This window comes from Yinghuangia sp. ASG 101 (genome assembly GCF_021165735.1).
Classification (GTDB): domain Bacteria; phylum Actinomycetota; class Actinomycetes; order Streptomycetales; family Streptomycetaceae; genus Yinghuangia.
Genome location: NZ_CP088911.1, coordinates 7,149,830 through 7,168,466, shown reverse-complemented (window position 1 = coordinate 7,168,466; position 18,637 = coordinate 7,149,830). Strand labels below are relative to the sequence as shown.

The window sequence follows — 18,637 nt, the reverse complement described above, 5'->3', positions numbered from 1 at the left end:
CCCGTCCGGGGCAGTCAGGTGGGGGTGCGGGTCAGGTGGTGCCCTCGCCGATGTACTGCTCGAACATGTTGCCCTGGAGCAGGTCCGCCGCGTCGCCGTCGTAGGCGATCTCGCCGCGGCGCAGGACGTAGGCGTGGTCGGCGATGGCCAGGGTGCGCAGGGCGTACTGGTCGACCAGCAGGAGGGCGGTGTCCTTCTCGCGCAGGGTCTTCAGGAAGTCGAAGACCAGGTCCACGATGATCGGTGCGAGGCCAAGCGACGGCTCGTCGACGAGGACGAGTTTGGGGTTGGCCACGTACGCCGCCGACAGAGCCAGCATCTGCTGCTCGCCGCCGGACATGGTGCCCGCCTTCTGGGACAGGCGCTCGCCCAGCCGGGGGAAGACCGACGTGGCGATCTCGATGGTCTCCTTGGCGTTCGAGGAGTTGGCCTGCATGAGCAGGTTCTCCCGCACCGTCAGGTTCCGGTAGACCCCGCGCCCCTCGGGGACATGGCACATGCCCTGCTTGGCCCGGCGGGCCGCGGACGACTTCGTGACGTCGACCCCGTCGACGAACACCTGGCCGCCGTTCGGTCGCATCAGCCCGGAGGCCACCCGCAGCGACGTGGTCTTGCCGGCGCCGTTGGGGCCGATCAGCGCGGTGACCGAGCCGGGGGCCACGCTCAGCGAGACGTCCCGGAGCACGGTCGTGGTGCCGTAACTGGCGTGGACGTTCCGCAGTTCCAGAGCGGGGGCGTCCGCCTTGGCGGCGAGGGCGCCGTTCGCCCCGGCCCGGGTGAGCTGGTCGGTCATCGGACCGCCTCCTCGATCTCGTCGCTCAGGTCGTCTCGGATCTCGGTCTCGGAGCCGAGGTAGGCCGCCCGCACGACGGGGCTGGTGCGGACTTCGTCCGGGGTGCCGTGGAACAGCAGCTTGCCGAAGTCCAGGACGTAGATGTCCGCGCAGATCCGCAGGACCAGGGCCATGTCGTGCTCGACCAGGAGGATGCCGCAGCCGCGGGTTCGGACCACCCGCGTCAGCGTCTCCCCGAACTTCTCGGTCTCCATCGGGTCGAGGCCGGAGGACGGCTCGTCCAGCAGCAGCGTGTCGAACGGGCCGCTGAGGCAGCGTGCCAGCTCGACCAGGCGTCTCTGGCCGGTCGAGAGTTGCCCCGCGTTCACGTTGCGCAGGTCGCTGATGCCGCACAGCTCCATGGCGTACTCGGCGGCCTCGAGCGTCTCGCGGCGTTCCGACCGGGTGGCCAGGATCTGGCCGCGCAGGTTGGAGCCGGCCAGGCCGGACTCCACCCCGAGGGCGACGTTCTGGCCCACCGTGAGCGAGTCGGCGAGCTGCATCAGCTGGAACGTCCGTCCCAGCCCGCGGCGGCCCCGCGCCGCGGCGTTGAGACCGGTGACGTCCTGGCCTTGCAGCAGCACCGACCCGCCGGCCGGGGTGAGCAGGCCGCCGGCCGCGTTGAACAGGGTCGTCTTTCCGGCGCCGTTGGGGCCGATCAGACCGGTGATCCGGCCGACCGGGGCCGTCAGGCTCACCTGGTCCACGGCGGTACGGCCGCCGTACCGGATGGTCAGGTCGCGGATCTCCAGGCCGCTGGCGTGCGACGGCATCGTCCAGGGGTCGGACTCGACCGCCACCAGCGGGCCGGTGTCCTGCTTCCGGCGGAACCGCCGGTCGATCCAGTCGCGGGCCTTCTGCGGCAGCGTGTCGGCGCCGCCTTGGGTGGCGATGACGATGGCGAAGAAGCCGAACATCACGTTGAGCCACGGTTGGGCGTTGGGACTGTGCCAGAACGCCGGGATCATCGCGGCGACCACGGCCACCACCGCGTACCAGGGCTCGCGGAACGGCATCAGCGCGAGCGTCGCCACCATCACCAGCGAGTAGTACGCCGCGTAGTACTGGTCGCCCAGCACGGAGTAGTTCACCGTGCTGCCGTAGAGGATCCCGCCGATGCCGGCGAAGTACCCGGCGATGCAGAACACGATCAGCTTGAGCAGGTTCGTGTTCAGGCCCAGGGTGCGCACCGCGAGCGTCGCCTCGGACAGGCCCCGCAGCGTGCGGCCCAGCCGGCTGGTGTGGATCACCACCATCAGCAGGGCGGCAACCACGAAGAAGGCCAGCACGACGTAGTACCAGTTCTCGTCGGAGTCCATGCCGCCCGACCGCGGCATCGGGCGCCCGGTGCCGGTGGTGCCGAAGAACCAGTCCTTCTGGTACGCCCAGCCCTCCATCGACAGGCCGAAGCCGAGCGTGGCCAGGGCCAGGAACAGGCCCTGGAGCCGGATCGCCGGGAGCGCCAGCAGGGCCGCCACCGGCACCACGATCAGCGCCGAGAGCAGCACGCCGACCAGCCAGGGCAGGCCCCAGCCCTCGGCGACCTGGGCGAAGGTGACGGCGCCGATCGCGGCGAACACCGCCTGGCACAGGGAGACCATGCCGGCCGTGCGGACCAGGAGGCCGAGCGAGAACAGCACGATGGCCTGGGTCAGCCCGACGGTCAGGTAGGTGAGCTGGCCGCTGAACAGGTTCGGCGCGATCAGCAGGAACGCGAGGACCACGGCACCGCCGATCAGCCGCGTGCCGAGCGGCCCCTGGTAGGGGATCTTCGGTGGCTGCTCGGCGCGCGACGGCAGGTCGAGCTTGCGCTTGGGGATGGCCATGAGCGCGACCAGGAGCAGGATGAACGGCAGCGCGGTGTTCAGGCCGCGCAGGGCGGGGGTGTCGGTGGCGAACTTGGTGATGACGTTGGACGCCACGCCGACCGCCAGCGCGCCGACATAGGTCAGCGGGATGTTCGAGAAGGCGCCGACCGCCGCGGCGCCGAACGCCTGGACCACCAGGAAGGTCATGGTCACCGAGTCGATGCCCATGGTCGGGGCGATCAGGACGCCGGACATCGCCGCGAACGAGGAGCCGATGCTCCAGGAGAGCCGCTGCACCGCCTGCGGGCTGGTGCCGTGCAAAGCGACCAGGTCGGGGTCGTTGACGACGGCCCGCATCGCCAGGCCGGTCCGGCTGACCCGGAAGAAGTAGTAGAGCAGCGTCACGGCGACCAGCGAGATCGCCATGATGGTGATCTGGGCGTACGTGATGTTGACGCCGCCGATGCGGACGATCTCGGTCGCCTTGGGCAGGAACGGCGGCAGCCGGAGGGCGTTGAAGCCGTACTTGACCGTGGCCAGCCCCTGGACCAGGAGCACGACGCCGACCGTGGCGACGACCTTGAGGGCGGGCCGCTGGTTGCTGAGTTTGAGGCTCACCGCGGACAGCACCAGGCCGGACAGCGGCCCGAACACGAACACGGCGATGAATCCGGCCAGCCACCAGTCGAGTTGGTGGTCGATGTGCAGCCAGTAGAAGACGAACGCGGCAGCGGCGGCGATCGCCCCGTGGCCGATGTTGAAGATGCCGGACGTCTTGTAGGTCAGGACCAGGCCGGTGCCGGCCAGGCCCAGGACCGATCCGGTCACCAGACCGGAGACGATGAAGGGCAAGAAGGTGTCCACGGGCGTACCTCGGGTCAGGCGACGCGTCGTCGCGGGCCGGACGGCTCGGCTTCAATCTTTTTCAAGCCAAGTTACAGCCATCCTATAATGATGTTGTAATCATGCTCGGGGTCCGGAGCGGCGTCAACCGCTCCGGCGCGGTTTCAGCGCCGGGTTCTTGCGGAAGTCCCAGCTCACCACCGCGGCGGGGCGCATCCGGAGCCACGCGTGCCGTCCGTCGGCCACGAAATCGGGCGTACCGGAGTACTTCTCGGCGTAACGACGCTCGACGTCGGTCAGCTCCGGCCGTGGCTCGGACGTGCGGGGCACCTCCGAGGCCACCTCGACCTCGCCGAACAGCTCGACGCCGCGCAGCTCGTCGAAGTCGTCCCCGGCGTCGACGACCACCGAGACCCGGGGGTCCCGCCGCAGGTCGGCCCACCGCCTGCTGCGGACGACGGAGTTCAGCCACAGCGCGGAGCCGTCCCAGACGAACCAGAGCGGCACCACGTGGGGGTGTCCGTCGGCACCGATCGTGGCCACCCGGCAGACCCGCTCGGCGTCCAGGAAAACGCCGACCTCGTCGCGCGTCATCGCGATCGACCGGCCGCGTCGCTGCTCCCTCATCCGAGCACCTCCTTGCGTACGTCGTCGTCGGGGACCCAGCGCGGAGCGCGGCGCTCGACGAACGCGGCGTTGCCTTCGGTGCGGTCGTCCGAGGCCAGCAGGGTGGTCCTCGCGGTGTGTGTGGCGGCCCAGCCGGCCGCGTCGTCGGCGGCGGATGACGCGTGCAGCGCGGTGAACAGCTCGGCCACCGCCTCGGGCGCTCCCCCGCAGGTGGCCAGGGCGAGGTCCAGCGCCTCCGCGAGGACGTCGTTCGGCTCGGTCAGCCGGTTCACCAGCCCGAGGTGATGGGCCCGCTCCGCCTCCAGCCTCCCGGCGGTGAGCATCAGTTCGACGGCGATGTTGCGCGGCAGCCGGTCCGGCGCGCGGAACAGGCCCCCGCCCGCGGGCACCCGCCCGCGCGTGGTCTCGGGCAGCGCGAACCACGCGTCGCGGGACGCCACCACCAGGTCGGCCACGAGCACCAGTTCGAACCCACCGCCCAGTGCCGGCCCGGCGACCGCGGCCACCAGCGGCTTGTGTCGGCGGCGACGGATGACGCCGTACATCCCGCCCCGTGCGGTGTGCGGCCCGGCGCCGGTCCGCAGGTCGGTGCCGGCGCAGAAGTACGGCCCCTCGGCCGCGAGCACCCCGACCCGCAGCGCGGGGTCGCCGTCGAGCCGGTCGAACGCGGCGTCGAGGGCGAGGGTCATCTCGGCGTTCACCGCGTTGCGCTTGGCCGGGCGGTCCAGCGTGACCAGCAGGACCGGGCCGCGCGTCGCGACCCGTACGAAGTCAGGCACCGCACGCCTCCCGCCACCCCAGCCACCCGGCCAGCCCGCGGCCGCAGACCAGCGCCCGCTCGGCGTCGGACAACCCGGGCAGATGGTGCACGAAGACGTCGACGAGGTCGGCGTAGGGCACCGGCAACCGGGACAGGTCGGAGCCGAAGAACACCCGCTCGGCGCCGAACGCCTCGACCATGCGGTACACCGCCTCGGTGATCGACGGGTAGGGGCGCGCCTCCGCGGCCGGGTCGAGGAAGCACGGCAGCGCCGAGGCCTTGACCGCGAGGTTCGGGTAGGCGGCCAGCCCGGCCAGCGGGGCGACCGCCTCGGCCAGGGGACGGTCGGACGTCTCGACCGCGGCGTGGTCGATCGCGATCCGCAGGCCGGGGTACGCCTCGGCCAGGTCGCGGTAGAGGTCGTACCGGCCGGGAGCGTAGACGCTGAGCGGCACCCCGTGGCGCTCGGCCGCGGCGAAGAATCCGCTGCGCCGGGCCGCGGCCAGGACGCCCGCGACGTCGCCGCGGTTGAGCGACATCCGGATCGCCCGCATCCCGGCGACCGAGCGCCAGTCGGCCAGCCGCTCGGCGTCGGCGGAACTGCCGGTGTCCCAGCGGCAGATCGCGCCGTACCGGGAGGGATCGGAGGCGGCCGCGGCCAGCACGTAGTCGTTGCGCGACCCCTCCCACGTCGGGCCGAGCAGCAGCGCCCCGGAAACCCCCGCGCCGGCCAACTCGGCGGCCACCTCCGGCACTTCGAGCGGCACCGGGCGCTGCGGCTCGATGGCGTCGGCCGGCCACGGGCGCTCCGGCGTGGACGCCTTCCACACATGGACCTGCGCGTCGAGGATCAGCATCGCGTCAGAAGTCCCGTCCGGCCCAGGTCTCGCGGGCCTCCGCCCACGGATCGGTCACCGTCTCGCTCGGCGCCCCGAAGCGGCGGACCGTCCCGGCCGCGCCGTGCGCCGGCCACCCCGGGTCGCCGTCGCGGACGAACGCCACCCAGGCGGCGTGCACTTCGTCGGCCACCGCCTGCGGGGCGCCGGTCCCGCGCAGCTCGCTGCCCCAGGGGTCGTCGAGGGTGTCGAAGACGAACGGGATCTCGAGGGTGTGGCAGGCGCCGACCCGGCCGTCGTACGTCGGGGGCCGCCAGGCGAACTGGTAGGCGTACGTGCCCTCTCGGCGCGCGGCGACGAGCCGCTCGGTGGGGGCGACGCAGAACCAGTCGGACTGGATCGCGACGAACAGCTCGGCCGGACTCGCGTCCGGGCGCCGGGCCCGGTACGCCGCGATCATCGCGTCGGGGTCGGGGCAGATCCGCGCGGTGGACGCCCGCAGCGCGTCCTCGTTCAGCGTGTCCCACATACCGGTGGGGGCGACGAACAGGCCGTACTCGTCGGCGTTGGCGCCGATCAGCAGGTCAACGCCGGAACTCGCGCCCGCGGCCACGGCCGGGAACGGGTGTTCGGGGAGGATGTCGCCGTCGACGACCGGCTGGAAGGTCAGCCGCGTGAACCCGGCGAACCTGGGGTCGCGGCCGGAGGTCAGCCGGTTCATGACGGCGTTGCTCGCCGCGTGCAGCCGGTCTTCCGGCACCGCGGCGATCGCCTCGGCGGTCGGCTTGGTCCCCAGCTCGCGGGCCAGTTCGGCGGACACCAGTTGCGCCCGCTCGATCGTGTGGACGTGGTGGGCGGTGCCGCTCTGCGAGATCGCCCGGCGGAACAGCCCGCGGGCCCGCGGCACGGCCAGCAGCGTGCAGACGGCCATCGCGCCCGCCGACTGCCCGCAGATCGTCACCCGCGCCGGGTCGCCCCCGAAGGCGGCGATCTCGGCCCGGACCCACTCCAGGGCGGCGACGATGTCGAGCACCCCGCGGTTGGGTACGGCGTCCGGGAAGAACCCGAAACCCTCGGCGGCCAGGCGGTAGTTGATCGTCACCGCGACGATGCCGTCCCGGGCGAACGCGGTGCCGTCGAAGGCGGTGGTCGAGCCGGCTCCGGTGGCGAATCCGCCGCCGTGCACGAAGACCAGGACCGGTGCGCGGCCCGTGGCGTCCGGGGTCCAGACGTTGAGGTTCAAGCCGTTGGGCCCGGGGCGCCGCGGGTCCGGCAGGAGGGCGTCCATCACCGCCGATCGCTGCGGCGGGGTGGAGACCGTGGCGCCGTAGCCCGTCGCGTCGGCGACACCCTCGTGCGGCTCCGGCGGGCGGGGGGCCGCGAACCGGGCCTCGCCGAGGGGGGCGGCCGCGTACGGGATCCCCTTGAAGGACCAGCCGCCGCTCGTCGGCGCCCCTCGGAAGGTGCCCTGCCGGGTGGTCACATCCACGATTGCCCTCCTCAACAAGCTTCAACTTGTGTTGTTATTATGTAACACCATTGCAGACACGCGAAAGGCAGTGCCTCATGCCCTTGGACGAGGTGTCCCGGCTCCGGATCCTGACCGCGCCCGGCGGGGCGTTCCCGCTGGCCCGGGTCGACCTCGGCCACGGCCCCCTGGAGGTGTTCGACCGGGACCCGCGCACCCTGCGCGACGCCTTCCTGGCCACCACCGCGCACGGCGACCGGACCGCTCTCGTGTACCGGGACCGCCGCTGGACCTACCACGACCAGTGGGACACGGTGGTCGCCCTCGCCCACGCGCTGCGCGGGCTGGGGGTCGCCAAGGGCGACCGCGTCGGGATCGCGATGCGCAACTACCCCGAGTTCGTCTTCACCTTCTGGGCCGCCCAGGTCGTCGGCGCCGTCGCCGTGCCCTACAACGGCTGGCTGCGGACCCGGGAACTGGCCGACGTCGTCGCGGAGTCCCGTCCGGTGGTGCTGGTGGCCGACCGCGAGCGGATCGCGCTGCTGGCCGACGAGGACCTGGCCGCGAGCGGCGTTCGCACCGTGGTCGCGGTGCGCTGCGCCGAGACACCCGCGGCCCGGGTCGACGTGGTGGGCTTCGACGCCGTGGTGGCGGACGCCGGCCGCCCGGTCGCCCCACCCGACGCCGAGGTCGCCCCCGGGGACCCGTCGACGATCATGTTCACGTCCGGGACCACCGCCAAGCCCAAGGGCGCGCTGCACACGCACCGCAACCACGCGGCGTCGCTGCTCAACAAGCTGATCCGGGCGATGCGCATCGAGCCCGCCACCCCCGACGGCCCGCACGAGATCCTGCCCCCGGCGCCGTCGACCAAGGTCGTGACCTTCCCGTTCTTCCACATCGCGGGCCTCAACACCCTCTACACCGCCGCGTACTCCGGGCACTGCCTGGTGCTCATGTACAAGTGGGACGCCGAGGAGGCGGTCCGCCTGGTCGGGACGGAACGGGCCAACGAGCTGGCCGGACCGCCGTTCGTGATCCAGACCTTCCTGGCGGCCGCGGCCGGGCACGACCTGGACAGTCTGCGGGTGCTCGGGATGGGCGGGTCCGCCGTGCCCACCAAGGTGATCGCGGCGGTGGCCGAGCGGTTCGGCGACCGGGTCACCCCGCGCACGGGCTACGGGCTGACCGAGACGACCTCGGGCGTGGTCTCGATCTCGGCGGCCGACTTCGCCGAACACCCGGACAGTGTCGGACGCCCGCTCCCCACCGCCGAGGTGGCGATCCTGGACGAGGACGGGCGGCGGCTCGGTGCCGGCGAGGAGGGCGAGATCGCCATCCGCGGCCCCCAGGTGGTGGCGGGCTACCTCGGGGTGCCCGACGCCGCCGAGTTCCGCGACGGCTGGTTCCGCACCGGCGACCTGGGCAGGATCGACGCCGCCGGTCTGGTCTACATCGTCGGGCGGCTCAAGGACACCGTGATCCGCGGCGGCGAGAACATCCAGTGCGCCGAGGTCGAGGCCGTGCTGAACGCCCACCCCGACGTCGTCGAGGCGGCCGCGTTGGGCGCGCCGCACCCGGCGCTGGGCGAGGAACTCGTCGCCGTCGTCCGGCTCCGGCCCGGCAGCGGGCTCGACGCCGAGGCGCTGCGCGGCTTCGCCGCCGGTCACCTGGCGGCGTTCAAGGTGCCGGTACGGATCGCCCTGGTCGACGACGCTCTCCCCCGCACCTCCAGCGGCAAGGTGGTCAAGCGGGACATCCCGAAGGCCCTGCCGCTGGGCGACCTGCTGCGGCCGACCGCCGGCTGAACCGGGCGCACCGGTCTCCACCCGGACCACCGGGCCGTCCTCCGTCGACGACGCGACGGAGGGCGGCGGCTGTCCCGTCTCAGGCCCTGCGCTCCGGCTCGGGCGAACTGACGTTGAACAACACGTGGTTGCCGCCGTCGACGACGACCGTCTCACCCGTGACGTGCCCGGCGAGCGGCGAGACCAGGAACAGCAGGACACTGGCGATGTCCGACGGGTAGGCCGGCTTGCCCAGCGGCGTCTTGTCGACGTTGGCCTGGACGAGCTCCGGGGTCCAGCGCGGGTTGGCCTGCTGGCGCGGCGTCCGGATGATGCCCGGCGCCACCGCGTTGACCCGGACTCCGAGCGGGCCCAACTCCACCGCCGATGTGCGCACCAGGGACATGAGCGCCGCCTTCATCGCCCCGTACGCGCCCAGCTTGGGCGAACTCGCCAGCCCCGCCACGGAGGCGACGAAGGCCATCGAGCCTCCGGTGCCGGTGCGCTCCCAGAACTTCGCGGCGTAACTGATCGCCAGGTACGCGTGCTTGAGCACGATGTCGACGTGGAACAGCCAGTCGTCGTCGGACAGGTCCTGGACCTGCCGGTAGATCGACAGCCCGACGATGTCGACGACGCCGTCGAGGCGCCCGCAGCGCTCCTCGACGAAGTCGAACAGGCCCGCCATCGCGTCACGGTCGGTGATGTCGCCGGTCCACGCGATGCCGCCGACCTCGGCCGCCACCTTCCCGGCGCGCTCCTGGTCGCGGTCGACGCACACCACCGTGGCGCCGAAGGCGGACAGCGCGTGCGCGGTCTGCCGCCCGATGCCGAACCCGGCGCCCAGAACCACATGCACGTGGCCGTCGAGCCGCATCAGGCCCGCGTAGTCGGGCGTCCAATCCGCGTCCCGATCGGTCCACGGCTCGTTCACCGGGCCACCTCCGCCGCCTGCGGGTCCTGGTCGGGCTTGGCCGACGAGGCGCCTTTGCGCCAGTCCACGGCCCCGTCCTCGATCGTCGCGTGGGCCACCCGCCCGCCGTGGATCTCGGCCCAGTGCGCGTGGTTGATCTGGTGCAGGCTGAAACAGGCCTGGAGCGCGTTGTGGAAGCCCATATTGTCCTGGGTCTGGTTGACCGCCTCCTTGATCATCAAGGCGGTCATGGTCGGCCGCTTGGCGATCTCGCGGGCGTACTCCAAGGTCCGCTCGACCAGTTCGTCGGCCGGGTAGATCTGACTCACCATGCCGATGCGCTGGGCCTCGTCGATGGTGACGTCACCGCCGGTGAGCATCAGTTCCTTGGTGCGCCGCAGGCCGAACTCCCAGGGGTGGGCGAAGTATTCGACACCGCACATGCCCAGGCGCGTACCGACGGGGTCGGAGAACGTCGTGCCCTCGGCGCCGACGATCAGGTCGCAGGACCACGCGAAGGTCAGGCCGGCCGCGTGCACCGGCCCCTGCACCGAGCAGATGGTGATCTTGCGCAGATTCCGCCACCGCAGCGAGTTCTGGTAGTAGTAGTGCCACTCTTGGACCATGCGCTTCTCGGTGCTGACCTTGGTGCCTCCGTTGACCCGGAACGTCGGGTGCTGGTCCGGTCCTTCGGCCCGCTCGACCGCGCGCTCGGGGGTGCCCATGTCGTGGCCGGAGGAGAACGTCATGCCGTTGCCGGCGAGGATCACCACGCGCACCGTGTCGTCCGCCTCGGCCCGGAGCATCGCCTCGTCCAACTCGACGAGCAGCGAGCGGTTTTGGGCGTTGCGGTAGCGCGGACGGTTCAGCGCGATCCGGGCGATGGTCCCTTCGTCGAGCAGTTCATAGGTAATGAACCGGTAGTCCGGCATGGTCGTCCCTCCTCGGGGGTCGGTCACTTGACGGCGATCGGGTTGAGCGGCGAGCCGACCGCGCCGGTCACGGTGAGCGGCGGTGCGCTCAGGAAGCACTCGTAGACACCGTCGGCGGCACAGTCCGCGGCCAGGTCCTCGAGGTCCCAGATCTCCCCGATCAGCACCCCGGCGTTGACCAGGAAGATCACGTGCAGGGCGAACTTGGCCTCGGGCAGGGACTCGCTCGGCACGCTCTCCAGGCCCCACGTGTCCCCCGCGACCGCGGCGATCTTCCGCGGCAACAGGTAGTCGGCGCTGCTGACCCCCAGGCCGGGCGCGGGGCCGGCGGCGTAGTCGCCCCAGTGCTGCTGCCCCTCGGACCTGCGCCGGCGCATGTGGCCGGTGCGGATCAGGACGATGTCGCCCGGGCCGATCTCGACGCCCTGGGCCTTCGCGCACGCCGCGATGTCGACGTCCTGGATGGCGTCCTCGGGTTCAAGCCAGTCGACGCCGTAGAACCGCGGGAAGTCGAGCAGGACGCCGCGGCCGACCACCCGGTCGGCCACCTGGGCGATGCTGTTGTGCACGGCGCCCTGGCTGGTGACGCTCTCGGGGCCGTGCCCGTTGTAGGTGACGCCGTCGTAGAAGACATGGCAGAAGGCGTCCCACTGGGTGGCGCACTGCAACGGCATGTAGATGCCGTCGTCGGTGGACTGCATGCCGTGGCGGGCGTTGTCCCAGTCGGCCAGCAGGTCGCCCCCGTGCTTGTACATCTGGTGCTGCGGGTTCACGCGCGCGGTCCGCGAGGGCATGGGGCCGTCGCGGTCGAGCGGGATGGCCAGGGAGAACGTCTTGCCCGTACGCACCAGCGCGGCCGCCGCGGCCACCCGTTCGGGGGTGATGTGGTTGAGCGCGCCGGCCTCGTCGTCCGGGCCCCACGTGCCCCAGGTGCGGTAGCGGAGCGCGAGCGCGTCGAGTTCGGACTTGGTGTACGTGCGACGGGGCGAGACAGTGCGACGGGTGCTGATCGGAACACTCCTTGGTGCCGGGGCGTGCTGGGGCGGAGCCGGGTCAGGTGGGGAAGCCGTACGTCTTGAGGTTCGCGAACATGTCGATGCCGGTACGGCCGCCCAGCTCACGGCCGACGCCGGAGCGCTTGGTGCCGCCGAACGGCGCCTCGGTCGGCGAGCCCAGGAAGGTGTTCACCCCGACGCCGCCGGTGTCGATCCGACCGGCCACCGCCAGCGCCTCCTCGGCCTCCCCGAAGACGGCGCCGCCGAGGCCGTAGGGGCTGTCGTTGGCGAGCCGCACCGCGGCCTCGGTGTCCGCCACGCGGTAGACCACGCCGAGCGGGCCAAACGCCTCCTCGCGGTAGAGCCGCATGTCGGGGGTGACCCCGGTGATCACCGCGGGCGTGAAGAACGATCCCGGCCCCTCGGCCTTGCCGCCTTCCAGGAGCACCGCGGCGCCCTTGGCGACGGCGTCGTCGAGCTGCTCCTGCAACAGGTCGGCCGCGGCCTGGCTGGACATCGGGCCGACGGTCACGTCCTCGTCGAACGGGTCGCCCACCACCTGCGCGGCGAACGCGGCAACGTACTTCGCGACGAAGTCGTCCGCGACGCCCTCGGTGACGATGACCCGCTTGGGGAGCGCGCAGGCCTGCCCGCCCAGCACGAGGCGGCAGGCGGCGGCGGTCCCGGCGGCGAGGTCGACGGAGGCCGAGTCCAGCACGATGAAGGCGTCCGAGCCGCCCAGTTCCAGGACCACCGGCTTGATGTGCCGGCCCGCCTGCTCGCCGACGGCCGAGCCCGCACGGTCGGAGCCCGTGAGCGTCACGGCGCGCACCCGGTCGTCGGCGATCAGCGCCGATACCTGGTCGGTCGAGGCCAGGACGGTCTGGTAGCAGCCCTCGGGGAAGCCGGCCTCGCGGAAGATCTCGTCGAACATCAGCGTCGATCCGGGGCAGATCTCGGCCGGCTTCACCATCACGGTGTTGCCGAGGATCAGGTTGGGGGCGGTGGCCCGCATCGCCTGGTAGAGCGGCGCGTTCCACGGCTCGATCCCGAGGACGACGCCGACCGGCTCGCGGCGCAGCACCAGCTTCGCGAAGCCCGGCGACGCGATCACCTCGTCGGCGAGCTGGGCCTCGCCGTGCTCGGCGTAGTAGCGGAACATGCCCACCGCGCCGGAGCCCTCGCCCAGGGAGTCGCGGAGGGTCTTGCCCATCTCCAGCGTGGCCTGCCGGGCCAGCTCCGGAAGCCTGGCCTCGATCAGGTCGGCCACCTTGAGGAACAGCGCGACGCGTTCGGCGATCGGCACCTCGCGCCAGGCCAGGTATGCCTGGTGGGCGAGGGCCAGTTTGGCCGCCAGCTCGTCGTCGCTCAGGAAGGCGTACTCGCGCAGGGTCTCACCGGTGGCGGGGTTGTGCGTCCGGTAGGTACGGGTCGTGGGGGTCGTCGCGCTCAACGGTGTCCTCCTGGCAGGCACATCGCTGTCATGGTCGATTCACGCTCTACTCCTTCCAAACAATAATGCAGCCTTCTCTTGTGACCAAGTACAAGATTGTTACAGGATAAGTAGAACAACACTTGACGCTCATCCGACCGCCCAGCCGAGGTGTCACATGGAGATCGACCTGCTCGACCCCGCCCACTACGTGGCGGGACAGCCCTACGAGCTGTACAAGTGGCTGCGCGAGAACGACCCGGTGCACTGGCACGCGGAGCCCGGCGGCCCCGGCTTCTACGCCCTCACCCGGTACGCGGACGTCAAGGCGCTGGAGACGGACGCGGACACCTACCGCAACGCCCCGACCACGCTGATCAGCGACACCGCCCTGCACGGGGACGAGACCCACCACCACCTGATCTTCTCCGACGCGCCGCACCACACCGCGCACCGCAGGCTGCTCAGCCCGGAACTCGGCGTGAAAGCGGTCCGGGCCCAGCACGACGTGCTGGCCGGGCTGGTCGACGACATCATCGACCGCGTCGTCGAGAAGGGGGAGTGCGACTTCGTCGACGACATCGCCGGCCGGATGGCCAGCTTCGTCATGGCGGACCTGATCGGCCTGCCGCGCGAGCAGTCGCTGGTGATGTTCGAGGCCGCGGCGACGCTGGCCCGGGGCACCGATCCGTCGTACGGCATCGGGGCCGAGGCCGCCGCGATGCTCTACTCCTGGGCCAGTGACGCCTACCGGGAGCGGACGGCCGAGCCCCGCGAGGACATGCTGACCAAGATCGCCCACGCGGAGGTCCTGGACATCCCCTTCGACGAGCACCAGTTCCAGCTCGACTTCCAGCTCCTGGTCTCGGCCGGCAGCGACACCTCGCGCAACCTCCTCGCCACCGGCATGCACCGGCTGTTCCAGAACCCCGAGGCGCACCGCGCCCTCGTCGACGACCCGTCGCTGGTGCCCCAGGCGGTCGAGGAGATGCTGCGGTTCGACCCGCCCATCGTGTTCCAGCGCCGCACCGCCGCGCGCGACACCGAGTTCGCCGGGGTCGCCGTGGCCAAGGGCACCAAGCTGGTCGGCTACTACGGCGCGGCCAACCGGGACCCGGAGATGTTCGCCGACCCGGACACCTTCGACATCCACCGCTCGCCGAATCCGCACCTCGCGTTCGGCGCCGGGCGGCACTTCTGCCTCGGCTCCCACCTGGCCCGCGCCGAACTGGTGACCATGTTCACGGCGCTGGTCACCCGCCTGCCCGACCTGCGCCCGGCAGGCGACGTGGTGTGGCACCAGCACCCGCAGACCCCGTCGGTGGTGGGCCCGTTCGCGATCCCCGTCCGCTTCACCCCGGGCGAGCGGGTCGGGAACGCCGTGCTCGCCTGAGCCGAGACAACAAAGTTCAAGTTATGCTGAAGTCATTCACTGACTTCTTCCCTGTCGTCCCCGAGGAGCCCGATGACCGCAAAGCCGGCGACCACGCCCGACGCCGAGCTGGTCGAGGCCACCGCCCGCCGGGTGGTGGCCGAGCACCCGCCCGCCTCGACTCCGCTCCCCCAGCTCATGGGCGCCTGGTACGACGCCGGGCTGACCTGGGTGCACTTCCCGGCCGGGCTCGGCGGCCTGGACGCGCCCCGCGCCCTCCAGCCGCTGGCCAACCGGGTCATGCGCGAGGCCGGCGGGCCCGAGCCCCGGACGGTGAACACCATCGGCTACGGCATCGTGGCCGGCACGATCCGCCGCTACGCGGGCCGGGAGTTCGCCGCCCGCCTGCTGCGCCCGCTGGCCACCGGCGAGGAGAAGTGGTGCCAGCTGTTCAGCGAGCCGGGCGCGGGATCCGACCTGGCCGGCCTGGCCACCCGGGCGGTCCGCGACGGCGACGGCTGGCTGGTGAACGGCCAGAAGGTCTGGAACAGCCTGGCCCACCTCTCCCGCTGGGCGATCCTGCTGGCCCGCACCGATCCCGACGTGCCCAAGCACAAGGGCCTGACGTTCTTCGTGGTCGACATGCGGTCCCCGGGGATCACCGTACGGCCGCTGCGCCAGATCACCGGGCGGGCCGCGTTCAACGAGGTGTTCCTCGACGACGTGCACATCCCCGACAGCCAACGGTTCGGCGCGGTCGGCGAGGGCTGGATCGTCGCCAACAGCACCCTCGGCGACGAACGCACCTCGCTCGGCGACCGCGTGGCGGCCCGGGGCAGCGGCCCGATCGCCGACGCCCTGGCCCTGTGGGCGGCGCACCCCGAGCGGCACGACCCGGTGCTGCGCGACCGGCTGGTCCGGCTCTGGGTCCGGGCGGAGGCGCAGCGGCTGACCGGCGACCGGGCCCGGGTGGCGGCGAGCACGGGGGCGGTCGGCGCCGAGAGCGCGATCATCAAGCTGCTCAACTCCGAACTGGCCCAGGCGGTCTACGAGTTCTGCCTGGAACTGCTCGGCCCGGAAGGGACGTTGATCGACACCTACTCGCTCGACGCGCCGGACGACGAGTCCGGCCCGGCCGCGATCCAACGCAAGTACCTGCGTTCCCGCGCCACCACGCTCGAAGGCGGCACCTCGGAGATCATGCGCAACGTCATCGGCGAACGCGTCCTCAAGCTGCCGCAGGAACTGCGCGCCGACAAGGGCGTCGCCTGGAAGGACATCCCCCGATGAGCCAGGAGTTCGAGTTCGACGACGAGATCGTCCAACTGCGTTCGATGCTGCGCGAGTTCTGCGCCGAGGTGTCCCCCGAGGCCGTGGTGCGCGAGCATATGGAATCCGAGCTGGGCCACGACCCGGGCCTGTGGCGCCGGCTGGGCACCGAGCTCGGCGTCCTCGGCCTGGCCGTCCCCGAGGCGTACGGCGGGGACGGCGCCGGGCTGGTCGCCCAGGCCGTCGTCGTCGACGAACTCGGCGCGGCCCTGGTCTGCGGGCCGGTGCTCGGCAGCCTCGCGCTGGCCATGCCGACGCTGGTGGCGCTGTCCGACGAGAACGCCAAGCGCGAGCTGCTGCCGCCGCTGTGCACCGGCGATCGCGTGGCCACGCTCGTCGCCCCGCTCGCCACCGGAGTCCCGGACGAGGACGCCGTCACCATCGAGGCCACCGACAACGACGGCTGGCGGCTCACCGGCGCGGCGGCCCAGGTCCCCGACGCAGCCGCCGCCGACACCCTGCTGGTGCTGGCCCGGACCCCGGACGGCCCGGCGCTGTTCGCCGTGGCCGGGGACGCCGAGGGCCTGACCCGCACCGCGCTGACCACCCTCGACCTCACGCGCCGCCAGGCCGCGGTCTCCTTCGCCGCGACGCCCGCACGGCTGCTGGCCTCCGGCACCGAGGCGGTCGGTGCCGTCGAGCGGGCCGCGCTGGTGGCCACGGTGCTGCTGGCCGTCGAATCGGTCGGCGGGGCGCAGCGGATGCTCGACGCCACCGTCGCGCACGTCGGCACGCGCAAGCAATTCGGCCAGCCCGTCGGCGCGTTCCAGGCGGTCAAGCACCGCTGCGCGAACCTGCTGATCGCGGTCGAGACCGCCCGGTCGGCGGCCTATCACGGCGTCTGGGCACTCCAGGACGGCACCGACGACCCGCGGCTCGCGGCCGCACTCGCCAAGGCCGTGGCGAGCGAGTCCTACCAGGCCGTCAGCGCCGGGGCGATCCAGCTCCACGGCGGCCTCGGCTTCACGTGGGAGGGCTCGCCGCACCTGTACTTCAAGCGGGCCGGCACGAACGGTCTCACGCTGGGCACCACCACGCGGCATTTCGACCGGCTGGCGGCCCTGACCATCGACGCCGCCTCGGCCTGAGTCCGGAGGAACCATGGAGTTCGACTACGTCATCATCGGGTCCGGCGCGGGCGGTTCGGTCCTGGCCGAGCGGCTCTCGGCCGGGTCGCGGGCGACCATATTGGTGATCGAGGCCGGCGGGCACGACCGCAACCCGATGCACCTGGTGCCCAAGGGCTTCTTCTTCACCATGCACTCCGACCGGTACGCGAAGAAGTTCACCGCCGGGCCGTTCGGGCCGGACCACGCCACCGACGCGTGGTGGCGCGGCCGCGTCGTCGGCGGTTCGACCACCATCAACGGCCTGGTCTGGAACCGCGGTTGGGCCGGCGACTTCGACCGCCTGGTCGAGGAGGGGAGTCCCGGCTGGGGCTGGGACACCTTCCTGGACGCCTACCGGCACCTGGAGTCCTTCCAGCTCGGCGCGTCCGACCTGCACGGCGGCAGCGGCCCGGTGAGCGTCGAGCTCACCGCACCGACCGAGCCGGTGTCCGAGGCGTTCATGGCCTCGTGCGCCGCGGCCGGGGTCAAGCGGGTCCTCGACATCAACGGCTCGGACGCCGAGCGCACCGGCTACACGCAGTTCTCCACCAAGGGCGGGCTGCGCGTCACCGCCGCCGGCGCCTTCCTGCGACCGGCGCTCAAACGCGGCAACGTCACCCTGGCCACCGGCACGGAAGTGGGGCGGATCCTCTTCCACGGCACCCGCGCGGTCGGCGTCCTCACCCGGCACAAGGGGCGCCACATCGAGATCCGCGCCCGCAAGGAAGTCCTGGTCTGCGGCGGCTCGCTGGACACCCCGACGCTGTTGGAGCGCTCCGGAGTCGGGCGGGCGGACGTGCTCGCGCGGGCCGGGGTGAAGGTCGTCGCGGACAGCCCGAACGTCGGCGAGAAGCTGAACGAACACCGCGGGCTGCGCTTCATGTACAAGATCCGGCCGGGCGCCGCCGGCGGGTTCAACCCGCTCGTGAACAGCGGGCCCAAGCGCATGTACCAGGGGGCGAAGTACCTGCTGCGCCGGGACGGGATCATCGCCGCCGGCTCGGCGACCTGCCTGGTCTACTTCAAGGCCGACCCCACGTCCGACCGCCCCGACACCTGCGGCTTCTTCAACCCCCTCTCGATGAAGGGGAAGACGATGCACAACGACAAGCTCACCGTCGACGACGAGCCGGGCTTGATGCTGGCCGCGTACCCGCTGCGCCCGACCAGCCGCGGGCACATCCACATCACCGGCCCGGACCCCGGGGACCCGGTGGCGATCCAGCCCAACTTCCTCGACACCGAGGAGGACCGGCGGATCCTGTCCAAGGTCGGCGGGCGCGTGCGCGAGCTGTTCGGCGCCGGCCCGGTGGCCGACCTGGTCACCGAGGAGCGGATCCCCGGTCCCGACGTCCGGAGCGAGGCCGACTTCGCGCAGGTCGGCCTGTTCCAGGGCGCCTCCGGCTACCACCCGCTGGGGAGTTGCGCGATGGGCCCGAACCCCGACGACGTCGTCGACGAGCGCCTGCGCGTGCGGGGTACGATCGGCCTGCGGGTGGTCGATGCGTCGGTGTTCCCGTACCAGCCCTCGGGAACACCTCGGCGCCGACGCACGCACTGGCGTGGCACGCGGCGTCGCTGATCCTGGAGGACG

Annotated in this window: 15 protein-coding genes; 5 read left to right on the top strand and 10 right to left on the bottom strand. The window is 71.9% G+C overall.

All coding sequences use genetic code 11. From position 1 onward, the window contains the following. Positions 1 to 31: 31 nt before the first annotated feature. From LO772_RS30635 to LO772_RS30610, 6 genes are all read right to left on the bottom strand, one after another. Complete coding sequence (locus tag LO772_RS30635; RefSeq protein WP_231775272.1) at positions 32 to 793, bottom strand: ABC transporter ATP-binding protein; 762 nt, start codon at positions 791 to 793, stop codon at positions 32 to 34. Then, on the bottom strand, positions 790 to 3,504 hold the full coding sequence (locus tag LO772_RS30630; protein ID WP_231775271.1) for a branched-chain amino acid ABC transporter permease/ATP-binding protein: 2,715 nt from the start codon (positions 3,502 to 3,504) through the stop codon (positions 790 to 792). The genes LO772_RS30635 and LO772_RS30630 overlap by 4 nt, the downstream gene beginning before the upstream one ends. Before the next feature lie 123 nt (positions 3,505 to 3,627). Further along, on the bottom strand, positions 3,628 to 4,110 hold the full coding sequence (locus LO772_RS30625) for a pyridoxamine 5'-phosphate oxidase family protein (protein WP_231775270.1): 483 nt from the start codon (positions 4,108 to 4,110) through the stop codon (positions 3,628 to 3,630). Beyond that, the gene (locus LO772_RS30620; RefSeq protein WP_231775269.1) at positions 4,107 to 4,889 is read right to left on the bottom strand and encodes an enoyl-CoA hydratase-related protein; all 783 of its coding nucleotides are present in this window, start codon (positions 4,887 to 4,889) and stop codon (positions 4,107 to 4,109) included. Before LO772_RS30620 ends, LO772_RS30625 begins: the two co-directional genes overlap by 4 nt. Then, on the bottom strand, positions 4,882 to 5,727 hold the full coding sequence (locus LO772_RS30615) for an amidohydrolase family protein (RefSeq protein ID WP_231775268.1): 846 nt from the start codon (positions 5,725 to 5,727) through the stop codon (positions 4,882 to 4,884). The genes LO772_RS30620 and LO772_RS30615 overlap by 8 nt, the downstream gene beginning before the upstream one ends. 4 nt (positions 5,728 to 5,731) lie before the next feature. Beyond that, the gene (locus tag LO772_RS30610; protein WP_231775267.1) at positions 5,732 to 7,195 is read right to left on the bottom strand and encodes a carboxylesterase/lipase family protein; all 1,464 of its coding nucleotides are present in this window, start codon (positions 7,193 to 7,195) and stop codon (positions 5,732 to 5,734) included. A 77-nt stretch (positions 7,196 to 7,272) separates the two neighbouring features. Here LO772_RS30610 and LO772_RS30605 point away from each other — a divergent pair, with 77 nt between their 5' ends. Continuing rightward, positions 7,273 to 8,982, top strand: coding sequence for a class I adenylate-forming enzyme family protein (locus LO772_RS30605; RefSeq protein ID WP_269453118.1), 1,710 nt, complete (start codon positions 7,273 to 7,275; stop codon positions 8,980 to 8,982). 79 nt (positions 8,983 to 9,061) lie between these two features. Here LO772_RS30605 and LO772_RS30600 read toward each other — a convergent pair whose 3' ends face one another. From LO772_RS30600 to LO772_RS30585, 4 genes are all read right to left on the bottom strand, one after another. Then, complete coding sequence (locus tag LO772_RS30600; RefSeq protein WP_231775266.1) at positions 9,062 to 9,895, bottom strand: SDR family NAD(P)-dependent oxidoreductase; 834 nt, start codon at positions 9,893 to 9,895, stop codon at positions 9,062 to 9,064. After that, the gene (locus tag LO772_RS30595; protein WP_231775265.1) at positions 9,892 to 10,806 is read right to left on the bottom strand and encodes an enoyl-CoA hydratase; all 915 of its coding nucleotides are present in this window, start codon (positions 10,804 to 10,806) and stop codon (positions 9,892 to 9,894) included. The genes LO772_RS30600 and LO772_RS30595 overlap by 4 nt, the downstream gene beginning before the upstream one ends. Positions 10,807 to 10,829: 23 nt before the next feature. Then, positions 10,830 to 11,675 carry a cyclase family protein gene (locus tag LO772_RS30590; protein WP_231775264.1) on the bottom strand — a complete coding sequence of 282 codons (846 nt, stop codon included), beginning with the start codon at positions 11,673 to 11,675 and terminating at the stop codon, positions 10,830 to 10,832. Between the two features lie 184 nt (positions 11,676 to 11,859). Beyond that, complete coding sequence (locus tag LO772_RS30585) at positions 11,860 to 13,254, bottom strand: aldehyde dehydrogenase family protein (RefSeq protein WP_231775263.1); 1,395 nt, start codon at positions 13,252 to 13,254, stop codon at positions 11,860 to 11,862. Between the two features lie 157 nt (positions 13,255 to 13,411). On the opposite strand from LO772_RS30585, the gene LO772_RS30580 reads away from it, so the two are divergent. From LO772_RS30580 to LO772_RS30565, 4 genes are all read left to right on the top strand, one after another. Further along, entirely contained in the window at positions 13,412 to 14,626 is a 1,215-nt protein-coding gene (locus LO772_RS30580; RefSeq protein ID WP_231775262.1) for a cytochrome P450, read from the top strand. A 72-nt stretch (positions 14,627 to 14,698) separates the two neighbouring features. Continuing rightward, complete coding sequence (locus LO772_RS30575) at positions 14,699 to 15,895, top strand: acyl-CoA dehydrogenase family protein (RefSeq protein ID WP_231775261.1); 1,197 nt, start codon at positions 14,699 to 14,701, stop codon at positions 15,893 to 15,895. Beyond that, complete coding sequence (locus LO772_RS30570; protein WP_231775260.1) at positions 15,892 to 17,022, top strand: acyl-CoA dehydrogenase family protein; 1,131 nt, start codon at positions 15,892 to 15,894, stop codon at positions 17,020 to 17,022. The genes LO772_RS30575 and LO772_RS30570 overlap by 4 nt, the downstream gene beginning before the upstream one ends. 13 nt (positions 17,023 to 17,035) lie before the next feature. Further along, the gene (locus LO772_RS30565) at positions 17,036 to 18,625 is read left to right on the top strand and encodes a GMC family oxidoreductase (protein WP_231775259.1); all 1,590 of its coding nucleotides are present in this window, start codon (positions 17,036 to 17,038) and stop codon (positions 18,623 to 18,625) included. Positions 18,626 to 18,637: the final 12 nt, after the last annotated feature.

Excerpts from the sequence above, each read along its gene's own strand:
- LO772_RS30570 (WP_231775260.1), top strand. The coding sequence starts at position 15,892 with ATGAGCCAGGAGTTCGAGTTCGACGACGAGATCGTCCAACTGCGTTCG.
- LO772_RS30605 (WP_269453118.1), top strand. The coding sequence starts at position 7,273 with ATGCCCTTGGACGAGGTGTCCCGGCTCCGGATCCTGACCGCGCCCGGC.
- LO772_RS30595 (WP_231775265.1), bottom strand. The coding sequence starts at position 10,806 with ATGCCGGACTACCGGTTCATTACCTATGAACTGCTCGACGAAGGGACC.
- LO772_RS30575 (WP_231775261.1), top strand. The coding sequence starts at position 14,699 with ATGACCGCAAAGCCGGCGACCACGCCCGACGCCGAGCTGGTCGAGGCC.
- LO772_RS30615 (WP_231775268.1), bottom strand. The coding sequence starts at position 5,727 with ATGCTGATCCTCGACGCGCAGGTCCATGTGTGGAAGGCGTCCACGCCG.
- LO772_RS30580 (WP_231775262.1), top strand. The coding sequence starts at position 13,412 with ATGGAGATCGACCTGCTCGACCCCGCCCACTACGTGGCGGGACAGCCC.
- LO772_RS30625 (WP_231775270.1), bottom strand. The coding sequence starts at position 4,110 with ATGAGGGAGCAGCGACGCGGCCGGTCGATCGCGATGACGCGCGACGAG.
- LO772_RS30635 (WP_231775272.1), bottom strand. The coding sequence starts at position 793 with ATGACCGACCAGCTCACCCGGGCCGGGGCGAACGGCGCCCTCGCCGCC.
- LO772_RS30565 (WP_231775259.1), top strand. The coding sequence starts at position 17,036 with ATGGAGTTCGACTACGTCATCATCGGGTCCGGCGCGGGCGGTTCGGTC.